Source organism: Acinetobacter sp. WU_MDCI_Abxe161 (assembly GCF_025514355.1).
In the GTDB taxonomy this organism is placed as follows: domain Bacteria; phylum Pseudomonadota; class Gammaproteobacteria; order Pseudomonadales; family Moraxellaceae; genus Acinetobacter; species Acinetobacter pittii_E.
The window spans coordinates 49,156-60,966 of record NZ_JAHPTU010000002.1 but is presented as its reverse complement, the minus strand read 5'-3'; the positions used below and the strand labels follow the sequence as shown (position 1 = coordinate 60,966).

At 40.4% G+C, this 11,811-nt stretch carries 10 protein-coding genes; 2 read left to right on the top strand and 8 right to left on the bottom strand.

Features of this window, described 5'->3' with window-relative positions; all coding sequences use genetic code 11:
- Positions 1-2: 2 nt before the first annotated feature.
- The 4 genes from KTI78_RS02180 to KTI78_RS02165 all read right to left on the bottom strand — a co-directional run bounded on the left by KTI78_RS02180 (position 3) and on the right by KTI78_RS02165 (position 5,052).
- A complete protein-coding gene (locus tag KTI78_RS02180) occupies positions 3-1,673 on the bottom strand; it encodes a GMC family oxidoreductase (RefSeq protein ID WP_262445051.1) in 1,671 nt (556 codons plus the stop codon).
- A 28-nt stretch (positions 1,674-1,701) separates the two neighbouring features.
- Positions 1,702-2,595, bottom strand: a complete 894-nt coding sequence (locus KTI78_RS02175; RefSeq protein ID WP_262445050.1) for an alpha/beta hydrolase — start codon at positions 2,593-2,595, stop codon at positions 1,702-1,704.
- Between the two features lie 70 nt (positions 2,596-2,665).
- Positions 2,666-3,520, bottom strand: coding sequence for an SDR family NAD(P)-dependent oxidoreductase (locus tag KTI78_RS02170; protein WP_262445049.1), 855 nt, complete (start codon positions 3,518-3,520; stop codon positions 2,666-2,668).
- A 44-nt stretch (positions 3,521-3,564) separates the two neighbouring features.
- The gene (locus KTI78_RS02165) at positions 3,565-5,052 is read right to left on the bottom strand and encodes a flavin-containing monooxygenase (RefSeq protein ID WP_262445048.1); all 1,488 of its coding nucleotides are present in this window, start codon (positions 5,050-5,052) and stop codon (positions 3,565-3,567) included.
- Between the two features lie 136 nt (positions 5,053-5,188).
- Here KTI78_RS02165 and KTI78_RS02160 point away from each other — a divergent pair, with 136 nt between their 5' ends.
- Positions 5,189-6,202 (top strand): AraC family transcriptional regulator, encoded by a 1,014-nt coding sequence (locus tag KTI78_RS02160; protein ID WP_262445047.1) that lies wholly within the window; start codon positions 5,189-5,191, stop codon positions 6,200-6,202.
- A 7-nt stretch (positions 6,203-6,209) separates the two neighbouring features.
- Here the strand turns inward: KTI78_RS02160 and KTI78_RS02155 are convergent, their stop codons facing one another.
- The 4 genes from KTI78_RS02155 to KTI78_RS02140 form a co-directional block, all read right to left on the bottom strand.
- Positions 6,210-7,085, bottom strand: coding sequence for a class I SAM-dependent methyltransferase (locus tag KTI78_RS02155; protein WP_262445046.1), 876 nt, complete (start codon positions 7,083-7,085; stop codon positions 6,210-6,212).
- Between the two features lie 113 nt (positions 7,086-7,198).
- Positions 7,199-8,722 (bottom strand): flavin-containing monooxygenase, encoded by a 1,524-nt coding sequence (locus tag KTI78_RS02150; protein WP_262445045.1) that lies wholly within the window; start codon positions 8,720-8,722, stop codon positions 7,199-7,201.
- Positions 8,723-8,744: 22 nt separating this feature from the next.
- A complete protein-coding gene (locus tag KTI78_RS02145) occupies positions 8,745-9,578 on the bottom strand; it encodes an SDR family NAD(P)-dependent oxidoreductase (RefSeq protein ID WP_262445044.1) in 834 nt (277 codons plus the stop codon).
- 64 nt (positions 9,579-9,642) lie between these two features.
- Positions 9,643-10,602 carry a metal-dependent hydrolase gene (locus tag KTI78_RS02140; protein WP_262445043.1) on the bottom strand — a complete coding sequence of 320 codons (960 nt, stop codon included), beginning with the start codon at positions 10,600-10,602 and terminating at the stop codon, positions 9,643-9,645.
- A gap of 525 nt (positions 10,603-11,127) precedes the next feature.
- Between KTI78_RS02140 and KTI78_RS02135 the strand changes: the two genes are divergently transcribed.
- Positions 11,128-11,748, top strand: coding sequence for a TetR/AcrR family transcriptional regulator (locus KTI78_RS02135; protein WP_002163161.1), 621 nt, complete (start codon positions 11,128-11,130; stop codon positions 11,746-11,748).
- Positions 11,749-11,811: the final 63 nt, after the last annotated feature.

Here is an 11,811-nt window from a genome sequence, read left to right as displayed (position 1 = left end):
TGTTAAGCAGAAGCTTTTGTAATCTCTACAGTTTGTGTAGTTGTGAGATGATCTTGTTGCTCATCCAAAGTGTGTTTAGCCGGAATATAAGACATTGCACGTTCTGCTAGAGCTGTAATGGTGAGACTTGGGTTAACGCCCAAATTGGCACCTAACATTGAACCATCTACGACATATAAGTTTTTATAGTTAAACACACGATTTTTTCCATCGACTACACCTTGCTCTGGGCTAGATGCAATCGCGCAGCCACCCATGCAATGAGCCGTAAAAGGCACGTTAAACAAAATTTCAGTAATGGTGGTTATTGGGTGGCCATTAAACATTTTTGCGACTTTTTCAGTAAAGGTGTTGGCCTGTGGAATATAAACAGGAAGTTTTTTACCTTCACTAGACAAAACCTTGCCAAAAGGCCAGAACCAATTTCGTTTTAACCGCATGTTAATAGAAGCATCGGCAGTTTGCATCACCAAGAAAATCAAGGTTTGCCGTGCAAAGCCAACAGGGTTGCTCATGCGTAAAAATATAAGTGGGTGGCTAATGAGTATCCATAACCAATAAAAAATACGGGTCCAACCTGGTTTACCTTTTGCCATATAAGTACACATAAGGCCCATGGCATCGGAACCACCCTGATAGCGAGTCGCTTCAATATGAGTATCATGGTCAATGTAAATACTTGAACCAATCGCAACGCCCTTACTCATGTCGACATCTTTATCAAAGAAACGGACCCCTAAAATCGACTCGGCATTGGTACGTACCCGATTACCTAAATCATCGGAAATATTTGGCAGCGAACCTGATTGCTTTAAGCGGAACAACATCTCTTGGGTGCCCAAAGAGGAAGCCGAGAAAATGACATTGCGAACACGCCATGTACGACGTTGTTTATTGAACCATGAGCTTGAGCATTCGGTAGTGACTTCATAGCCATCGCTGCCATCTGCTTTACCATTGAGGGGCTTAACATCAACAACTTTGGTTTCTTCGTAAACCTTGGCGCCATTTTTTTCGGCAAAGTACAAATAGTTTTTATCTAAGGTATTTTTTGCGTTATGTTTGCAACCTGTCATACAGCCGCCACATGCGGTACAGGTTCCGCGGTCTGGTCCTTCACCGTTAAAATAAGGGTCAGGGTAGGTCTTGCCACCTTCTTCACCTTCGGGTGGAAAGAACGTTGCAACACGAGTGGGCTTAAATGTGTGCCCAACACCAACTGCATCGCCCATTTTCTTTAGCATATGGTCGGCAGGACCTAAAATTTTATTATCAGTCACTCCAAGCATACGTTCTGCTTCAGCATAGTGCTGCGGCATTTCATTTTTCCAGTCTGCTGCATCTGCCCACGTACCTTCATCCCAAATATGTTCGGGTGGAACGAGCAGGGTATTTGCATAGGTAATTGAGCCGCCGCCTACAGCATTACCGCAAATAATGGTGACATGGCGAAAAAATCGCATATTGAAATAACCGAAAAGTTTCATGCCCGGGCGCCAGATCCAGCGGCGGGTATTCCAGTTGTTTTTAGCAAAATCTTCAGCTTTCCAGCGTCGCCCCATTTCCATTACAGCAACTGAGTAGCCTTTTTCGGTTAGTCGGCAAGCAGAAACACTGCCGCCAAAGCCTGAACCAATGATTAAATAATCATAATCATAACTGTTTGATGCCATGCCAAAGGCTCCTGTCTAGTGATATTTTTTATATTGACTGCATATGTTTATCAATGAATTGCCCAATGCGCTCAATTGAGTCATTGGATTCTTTTAGTATACCTGCATGAAATTGAAAAACGTGACCGACTTTGTCATAAACCCGTAAATTCGTCGAAATGTCGTAATTTTTAGCCTGTTCAGCGAGGCGTTTTGCATCATCTAATAAAACTTCTTCGGTACCGACATGAATTAGAATAGGCGGTAAACCAGTTAAGTCAGCATAGAGTGGAGAACAGGTTGGATCGGTTAGCGATTTTTGGCCGCAGTAGTTATTTGCACACCAAGCTAACCAGTCTTTGGACAGCATTGCATCTTGAGTAGCATGCGTTTTCATCGTGCTTCCAGAAAGGCTTAAGTCGACCCAAGGTGAAAGTAAAACTAATGCCGCAGGTAACGGTAAACCTGCATCCCGTAAAGCAATTGCCGTGATTAAGCTTAATCCACCGCCCGCAGAATCCCCAGCAATCATGAGTTTTTTCGGGTCTTGTCCTTGAGCAAGTAAGGCTTTATAAACCGCAATTACATCTTCAAGAGCAGCTGGGCTTGGGTGTTCAGGGGCTAGGCGATATTCAGGTAACCAGACTTGTGCTTGAGCTGCATGTCCGATTTGCGCAGCAAGCTTAGTATGACTTTTTGAGCTACCAACTACATAGCCACCGCCGTGTAAATATAAGATGCCAAGGCCTGATTTAGTCGTTTTGGGCTGAATATGGACTGTCGGTACTTGAGCGATGGTTTGCTTTTTTGTTTTATAGCCACGTGGCCCAAGCACGATAGCACTAGCTGCATCGCTACATAAGCGCTGAAGCTTTAGTGGTGTTTTAGGGGATAAAGCTGGACGTAGTGTGGTACGAATAGTCCATGCAAGAAGCTGCTTCATAATAAGGACTCATACTAAGCCTAATATCAGTCAGCATCTCTTAAAATTAAGGATATGCTGACCACTATTTTTATTTTGCTGATTTATTGAGTAGACGAGTTTGCAATGCAGTCGCAGTTGCAAAAATCTTTTGGTAACCCTGTGGAAGAATACGTTGAATGACATCAACGGCCTTCGCATCAGCTCCAATAAGTAAGCGGCGACGGTCCTTGCGCACAGCCTCTAAGATTTGTTGAGCGGCCTCATCAGCAGGGGTTCGAAGTAATTTATCGAAAGCATCCTGACTTTTTAAAGGATCCATTCCTAAAGACTGGACACTATTATTCATGCGGGCAGCTTTGGCAATATTGGTACGAATACCACCCGGATGCACACAGGTCGCACTCACTCCAGCATTTTGCATATCGAGTTCTTGGCGTAGAGATTCAGTAAAGCCACGAACAGCAAATTTACTGGCGTTATAAGCACTTTGAGTCGGTTGAGCTGTTAAGCCGAACATACTGGAAATATTAATAATATGCCCATCACCACTTTGCTTTAAGTAAGGTAAAAATTCTTTGGTGCCATAAACCACACCCCAAAAGTTAATACCAATCAGCCATTCAAGATCTTCATAGCTCACACCTTCAGCCGTGCTACCAATTGCGACACCCGCATTGTTAAAAATTAAATTAACTTGACCATGTTCATCTACCACCGCTTTTGCCCAAGCCGCAATCTCATCACGTTTAGCAACATCAACTTTTTGAGTAGTCACTTTGACAGAATAAGGTGCTAACAGCTCGACTGTTTTGGCTAACCCGGCTTCACTAATATCGGAAAGTGCCAGATGGCAACCTTGTTTTGCGAGTGCAATGGCAAGTGCTTGACCAATCCCAGAACCTGCACCTGTCACAGCTGCGACTTTATTTTTAAAAGACTTCATAAAATTCTCCGTTTATTTTTCTCATTTCCTATGGTGAAGCTTGTTTAAGAAACAGCCGAAACCTGATTGTAGTTTTCAATATCGAAGCGACGAGTGCGTTGACGATATTCAAGGGTAAAACCTGGCCAGTTATTGGTATTTTTGCCGTCAGCAGTCTGATACCAACTGGTACAACCTTGTGCCCAGACAGTTTTTTTCATTTTTTCTTGAATGCTTTGATTGAACTCGTGTTGAACTTCCGCACGAACATTAGTGAACAGAAGTTTGTTTTGTAGGGTTGTCTGAATAGCATCTAAAATATAATTTACTTGGCTTTCAATCATATACACAATTGAGTTGTGCCCAAGATTGGTGTTTGGGCCATAGAGCATAAAGAAGTTTGGAAAGCCGCTCACAGTTAAGCCGAGATAAGCTTCTGCACCATTTTTCCATGTGTCTTTTAAGGTACGACCATCAAGACCTGTAATCTGCATTGGCGCCATAAATTCTGTTGCGGCAAAGCCTGTACCATAAATAATGGTGTCGACTTCACGTAGAATTCCTTTCGTATCTAAAATGCCGTTTTCGGTAATTTCTTGAATGCCTGTATTAATGACGTCTACGTGAGGCTGAGTCAGGGTTTCATACCAATGATTTGAAATTAAAATACGCTTACAGCCAATTGGATAATCCGGCATTAAACGATGACGCAACTTCCCATCTTTGACGACTTTACGAATGTGACGCTGGAATAAATATTCCACCAAAGGCATTTCATTTAAAGAAGTAGTAAAGGCCAGCAAACGAATTTCATGATGACCATATTGCAAAGCTCGATCCAGACTTTGCAAAATTGGCAATTTACGGAAAGCCTTTTTCTCTAAAGGTTGGTAAACCCGATCTGGTTTAGGAATCACGTAGGGTGCAGAGCGTTGGTAAACATCGAGATGGGCAACCTGTTTTGCAATTTCAGGTACGAACTGAATTGCACTTGCACCTGTACCGATTACCGCAACACGTTTGCCAGTTAAATCATAGTCATGATCCCAACGCGCTGAGTGGAATGCTTTACCTTTAAAGTTTTCAATACCTTTAAGTTTCGGATAGGCAGGGCGGTTAAGCTGACCCACCGCACCGACTAAAAATTCAGCTTCAAACTGTTCACCAGTCGTACTTTGAATGTGCCATACACCCTGTAGAGCATCAAATTCGGCACTGGCAATTTCAGTATTAAATTGAACATGCGGGCGAATATCATATTTGTCGGCACAGTGGCGTAAATATTGATAAATCTCTTGAGATGTCCCGTAGCGATTTTTCCAGCCCAGCTCTTGCTCGAAAGAAAAAGAATAAAGATGAGAAGGCACATCGCATGCAGCACCTGGGTAAGTATTGTCACGCCATACACCACCGACATCAGCAGCTTTTTCAAAGAGAGTAAATTGTTCAAAACCTGCTTGTTTGAGTCGAATGGCTAAACCTAAGCCTCCGAAACCAGTACCTATAATAGCGATACGTACATTTTTATTTGAATTAGACGTCGAATTAAACATAGGCTGCTCTAAAATCCTTAAAAACAGTGGGCGAAGAAATCGCAATTTCCTGTATGCAGAATAGACGTTTATTAACTTGATTTAGAGGATGGATGAGGACAAAATATTGTGATTCGAGGACATTCTGAGCAATATAGTGACGTATGCATGGGCTTTTGAACGCAGTATACATAGTGTTCGGTTAATGGCTGATTTTGCGGTTGAATCAGGCGTTTCTTATCAAACGATTTTAAAAGGGACTGGAATTAGCCAGCAGCAATTGCTTGATCCCAATATGGTGGTCTCGGGGCACCAAGAATTAAAGCTCATCCATAATTTAGTTGAACTCTTTGAAGATCGGCCAACTTTAGGTTTAGAAGTAGGTACACGTTACCATTTCACCACATTTGGACCTTTAGGCATGGCGCTTATAAGTAGTGCTAGCATCCGTGAAGCGCTTGATTTTGCACTGACTTATTTTTCATTAACATTTGCGTTTACCCGTTTTATTGTTTCAGATACTAAAGACGGTACTCTTATTGAACTCACAGATGAAGATATACCATCTTCGGTCAGACAATTTATTATTCAACGTGATGCTGCCGCGCTTATTACGGTGCAACGCGACTTAGTACAAGATAATTTTTGCCAGTATTTGGCTTTTTCTTTTCAGCCTAAACATGATGTACAACCTTATATAGATTTGTTTGGCATCTTGCCAGAGTTTGGCGCAGGTCGGAATTTTGTTCTACTCGATGCGCACAAAGTCGACCAGAAATTGCAGATGGCGAATGATCTGGTTTTACATACAGCTGAAGAGCAATGTCGGCAAATTCTTGATAAACGTCAGTCACAAAAGAAGTTCACGGCATTGGTGCAACAACAATTGATGAATATTCGCGGTGAAATGCCATCCATGGAAGTGGTTGCTAATCGACTGCATTTAAATACTCGCACTTTACGTCGCCATTTAGCGCAAGAAGAGATGACGTTTATCCAGATTCGTGAAGAAGTTAGACAGGTTTTAGCAGAGCAATATTTGACCGTACCTAAGGCTTCAGTTGAACAGATTGCAGAGTGGTTAGGCTATGCAGAAACGGCCAGTTTTATTCATGCTTATAAAAGATGGCATGGTAAAACCCCTCATGCCATGCGTTTAAATAATCAATAGCCAAATTTTATTTCGCTAAACGCAAATGTAATAAACGTGTGGCTGAAGTGTGGCGAATTTCATCAATACGCGCATTAAAATATCGTTCAGTAATGGCTTCACCTGAAAGATCTTCGATTACTTCAAAACCCATCTGCTCCACTGCATGATGTAAATCTTTTGGTTTAAATTGACCTAGTAAAGGCTCTTTAAGCAAGTGGGTAAACTGTGCAACGCCCATGCTTCCAAGTCGCTCAATACCGTTTAATTCCTGAAAATCAGTCGAATAGTCGAGTACAACTTCACTACCGTTTGCAGCAAATTCAGCAATACTTTTTAAAGTTTGTAAGGTTGTTTGCGGGTTTAAATAGTGTGTTGTGCCTAACCACGAAAAAAATGCAGGAGCGATTGGCTCATAGAGACTTCTAGTCAAAGCTTCCGAAATAGACTCTTTTTCAAAGTTAATCGCGACAAACTCAACGGTAGCAGGAATATTTCCTAACTTTTTTAGCTTGGCTTGTTTTGCCGCTTGAGTGTCGGGATGGTCCACTTCAAAAATTTTCAAAGCAGGGTAATGGTGAGACTCGCGTAGGGCAAAAGAGTCTAGGCCAGCACCCACCAATACATATTGTTGAGTGTTCTGTTGAACTGCTAGATCAAGTAAATCTTCGGCATAACGCGAGCGCCCGACCACTTGTCCAGTAAGTAGACCTAAAGTACGATTTAAAACCGCAGAATTCATGACCTTAACAATCAGTGAATTAGAGAGAAGTTTTTTCCAGCCTTTACTGGTTAGCTCAAAAGCATAAGGATCTGAAAATACAGGGTTATTTGTGTTCTGAAAATGATTGGCCCGTAATGCAGCAGCAGCCTCGGCGGTACGACTTGATTGACCTTCTTTCATCTTTATCCTGTTTTTTTATTTCTTGAAGATATTCAACGAAGAAGGCAATGTATTTCATGAAAATCAAAAATACACTGCCTGTTTCTTACAACTGATTTGATCGAAATTACAAATTAGTGAGTTTTTGTCGTTTGATACGTCACTTCATAATCTTTCAAATCTACTTTTTTCAAACGTTGTTTCAGCTTTTTTAATGACCAAGGCCATGCGGCAAAGTTACGACCGTTTGCATCAAGGTAGTAACTCTTACATCCGCCGCTATTGAATACGGTCGTTTGCAAGTGCTTTTGCACTAAATCGTTATGCTTTTTAATCACATCAGATTTAACATTTAATTTGCTGATTCCTTTGTTTTTAATTTTCAATAAGCCATCTACGATATAGTCTAACTGCGCTTCTGCTAGACCAATGAAAGAGTCATAGACCAATACGTTAGGACCCAAAACTAAAAATGCATTTGGTACATTTTCAATGTTGGTACCCAAGTAAGCCTCTGGCGAACTATCTTTCCATATATCTTGTAAACATTGACCTTTTTCATTGTGGACACGTTTACCAATTGGCGGGTGAGATACTTCAAAGCCTGTACCCCAAATAATCACATCAACTTCATGACGTTCACCATTGGCAGCAACCACCGTATTCCCTTCAACTTTCACTAAACCATGAGGAATGAGAGTCGTGTTTGGTGCTTGTAGCGCAGGGTAGTAATTGTTAGCAAATAAAATACGTTTACAGCCAATATCAAAGTTTGGCGTGACATTTTTGCGTAGCACAGGATCATTAATCTGCAATTTAAGTAATTGCTTACCCAAAACATTTACTGGTTTTAGGGCAAGTGGATTACGTAAACCAAAGTTAATTGCATTTAGCGTTAACGCTACACTTTTACGCCAGCTCGCCTGAATAGCTGGATATTTAGCAATCACTGATTTACTAAACTCGCCCAAGTCTGTATCTGGTTTTGGTAGTACCCAAGGTGCTGTACGTTGGAATACAAAAAGTTCTTTCGCTTTTGGTTGAATTTGTGGCACAAACTGAATGGCAGATGCGCCAGTACCAATCACTGCAATACGTTTACCTGTCAAATCATAATCATGGTTCCATTTAGCCGAATGGAACATTTCGCCTTTAAATGTTTCTAGTCCTTCAAGACGTGGAATCTGAGCTTCGGTAATTGGACCTGTGGCAAAAATAACGGTTTTAGACAAATATTGACCAGTCGTGGTATCCAGTACCCACACGTGACGTGAGTCATCCCATGCGGCATTCAGCAATTCATTATTAAACTCGATTTTAGACGTCACATTAAATTCGTTACTCACATCTTCCAGATAACTTAAGATTTCTGGTTGGCGCGCAAATAAATGGCTCCATTTTGCACTTGGTGCAAATGAGTAAGAATAAAGAGCAGACGGTACATCGCAACCACAACCTGGATAGGTATTTTCACGCCATGTTCCACCCACGCGGCCAGCTTTTTCAATAATCTTATAATTGGTATAACCAACTTGATCTAGGCGAATGGCAGCAGCGATCCCTGAAATGCCTGCACCCACAATAAAAGTATCGAAAATATGGCTTAGTGATTTGACAGCTTTTTTTGCTGAAGCATTTGTTTTCATTTGCGCAGTCATATGTGTACTACCTATAAATTTCTTATTTAAATAATTTGTACGATGTACCAAGGAACTTGGTATACAAGCTTGGAGATGCACGTTTCATGAGCCAGAATAACTTCGCATCAATTTGAGGAATGGTATAAAGCTCATCCTGATCAAGGCGATTAAGCGTTAATCTTGCAACATCATCACTTGTCGTTAAGGCATAGTTCATCAGTGCATGGTCTGCAAGCTTTGAATAACGTCCGGGAATTCGACCATTTTTAATGATATTGGTAGGGACCAGCGTCGGGCAGAGTACATTCACTTTAATATTAAACTTACTCAGTTCGGCAGAAAGCGTTTCTGAGAGCGCACGCACACCAGCTTTAGTCACGTTATAAGCAGTCATTTCTGGTGCAGCCGTATACGATGCCGCAGATGCCACATTAATAATCGCGCCGTAACCTAACTTTTTAAACTTTGGAACAAAGGCATGACAACCGTGAATGACACCCCAAAGGTTAATATTCATGACCCAGTTCCAGTCTTCTAGACTGAGTTCATCAAATTTACCGCCCAATCCTACACCCGCATTATTAATGATGAGTGTTACCGGATGATCAAGTAACTGTTCTGCTTGATCAGCCAAAGCCTGTACTTGTTCTGCTTGCCCAACATCGCACTTTACAGCAAATGCTTTTTGTCCTAACTGTTCAATTAACTTTACAGTTTCTTCAGCAGCTTCGAGATTAATATCTGCACATACTACGCTGCCACCGCGGTTTGCCAGTTCAACTGCAAAACTTCGACCAATCCCACTGCCTGCACCCGTCACTACGGCATAAGCTTTTTGGCTTGGTTTAACTTTCTTTTTGCCAAATAAAATCATGATTCATCCATAAATAGCTTGAAGAGATACCAGCTACCTTTTGATAGCTGGAAATGCAGGACGATTAAGACATGCGTACTGGGGGGGTAAATTCTTTAACAAAATAAGGAGCAATTGCACCGCCTTCGGTCAGCAATTTCTTTTTGTAATACTCAAGATATTCAGTCGTATCATGATCATTTGGATGAAAATCTGGGCGTAAGTAGTCAAGAATTTGACCAATCGTACTGCCGAAAACTCCGTCTTTTGGACCAAAGATTAAGCCTACGCCACGACGAGCATCTTTCCAGAATTTCAAGGTCAACATCTCTTGTGGCTTTCTTAACACAGGCACAAATAATGTAGTTGCAGGAATTAAACCTAAGATTGTAAATAACGCAAGGAAGAAACCAGATGCGCGCAGTGGATAACTACCATTTAAAAGTTGATAGACATCGTAGGCAATATCTTTATGTTCAGATTCTTCGAGCATGTGCCACATCCACAACGCACGGCTTTTTGCATCATCTGAATAATAGAAATTCTTTTCATGCTTCATCATGTATTCAGCAAGTACCGCAGTAAAATGCTCAATACCCGCCATCATTGATAGTTTGAGTGGTTGTGGAAACTTTAAGAAAACATATTTAAAGAAGTTCGAGCCAAGAAAACGATAGAGCGCAACAGGATATTCGGCATCTTGAAGGGCATCGTTATATTCATTGTGCAATTTTGAATGAATTGCCTCTTGGCCAATCAGCGAAGTAACGCGCTGTTTTAAAATTGGATCTTTAATAAATTCGCGGTGATGACGAGCGGTTTCAATCACTAGATCTTCACCATAGGTTAAAAACACCGAAAGTGTGGCAAAAAACAAAGTAGCAAATTGGTTGTCCATATAAAATCTGACATCAATTTCCTTACCATCAAAACCAATATTTAAATGACGAATTGGAATTAAACTTTTGCTAGCAAAATCGGGTAACTCAATTTCACGCTGAAATGTAAGTTTCTTGAATGATTTTTTAACTGCGGTCGAGATCATGGCGACACCCTGAGGCAAAGTAGTGGTGCATTTTGATGAAAATCAATAAACTCAATGATCAACAAAGCACTATAAAATTCCATTTTCAAAAACAGATGATTCTCTGCATTGACTACGGTGTTGTTGCTCCGTTATTTGTTTGATTATTTGGCTGAATAACGGAAAGAAGAGCGGATGTAGACAAGAGCTACTTAATGAGTCTTCTTTAATTTTTTCATATTAATCTGACATTATGTTCGGATTCAATTCGGGTAAATTTTTAAATATATAAAAGTATTTTATAGACATTTTTTGCGATAAGATTTTTAATTGATTTTGTCTTATGAGGTTGAAAAATAATAATTTAAAACTATATTATTTCTCCGAAAGTAATAAATTAAACTATGTGTTGATTGAGAGATTAGGCTCTGCTTTTCTGAATTTTTCTAACTAAGTTTGACAACTATTCGGATTTTGTTTTTTTATTTCTACCGAGTCAAATTACATGCTAATCTGACTTTATGTTCGGATTATTGATTAGATCGTATGACTACGCGTAAACCTCGTCAAACTCGAGCCAAAGTCACTGTCGACACGATTATTGAAGCAGGTTTTATTGCAGTGGCACTTCATGGACCAAGTGGTACTACAACACGTCATATTGCAGAGATTGCAGGTGTGAGTGTCGGGTCTTTATACGAATATTTTAAAAATAAAGAAGAAATTTATGATGCGATGAATCACTTTTTTGTTCGGGAAATTCTGGACATGATTACAGAACTTACCCCGACGATTTTACAGTTGGAGTTAGAGCCTGTCATTGAAATGATTTTTTATACTTTTAGTGATTTATTAAAGAAAAATAACGACCGCTATTTGACTGTTCTACGTTATGCAGGAGAGTTACAGTACGACAAATATATTCCCAAAATTGAACAGGCTTTAATGGAAGTGATCATGAAATATATGATGCATAATCCTAAATACCTAAAAATTAATAATTTGCCTGTAATTACCTATATTTGTATCAATAGTGGAATTTTTAACGTCGCGCGGCATCTTATTTTGCCAAACCCTTATATTAGTTTTGATGAAATGGTGCAGGGATTAACGACTATGATTATGAGCTATATCAATACAGAGATGGCTCGTTCAGAAGAGCATTGAGCCGAGTTAGGATTTTTATAAGTCCGATCAACAATAAAAAGCCCCGCATAAGTTTTATGCGAG

What these genes read in the sequence shown, in the direction of transcription:
- KTI78_RS02145 (WP_262445044.1), bottom strand. Translation starts at nt 9,578, where the DNA reads ATGATTTTATTTGGCAAAAAGAAAGTTAAACCAAGCCAAAAAGCTTAT.
- KTI78_RS02140 (WP_262445043.1), bottom strand. Translation starts at nt 10,602, where the DNA reads ATGATCTCGACCGCAGTTAAAAAATCATTCAAGAAACTTACATTTCAG.
- KTI78_RS02175 (WP_262445050.1), bottom strand. Translation starts at nt 2,595, where the DNA reads ATGAAGCAGCTTCTTGCATGGACTATTCGTACCACACTACGTCCAGCT.
- KTI78_RS02135 (WP_002163161.1), top strand. Translation starts at nt 11,128, where the DNA reads ATGACTACGCGTAAACCTCGTCAAACTCGAGCCAAAGTCACTGTCGAC.
- KTI78_RS02150 (WP_262445045.1), bottom strand. Translation starts at nt 8,722, where the DNA reads ATGACTGCGCAAATGAAAACAAATGCTTCAGCAAAAAAAGCTGTCAAA.
- KTI78_RS02155 (WP_262445046.1), bottom strand. Translation starts at nt 7,085, where the DNA reads ATGAAAGAAGGTCAATCAAGTCGTACCGCCGAGGCTGCTGCTGCATTA.
- KTI78_RS02180 (WP_262445051.1), bottom strand. Translation starts at nt 1,673, where the DNA reads ATGGCATCAAACAGTTATGATTATGATTATTTAATCATTGGTTCAGGC.
- KTI78_RS02170 (WP_262445049.1), bottom strand. Translation starts at nt 3,520, where the DNA reads ATGAAGTCTTTTAAAAATAAAGTCGCAGCTGTGACAGGTGCAGGTTCT.
- KTI78_RS02165 (WP_262445048.1), bottom strand. Translation starts at nt 5,052, where the DNA reads ATGTTTAATTCGACGTCTAATTCAAATAAAAATGTACGTATCGCTATT.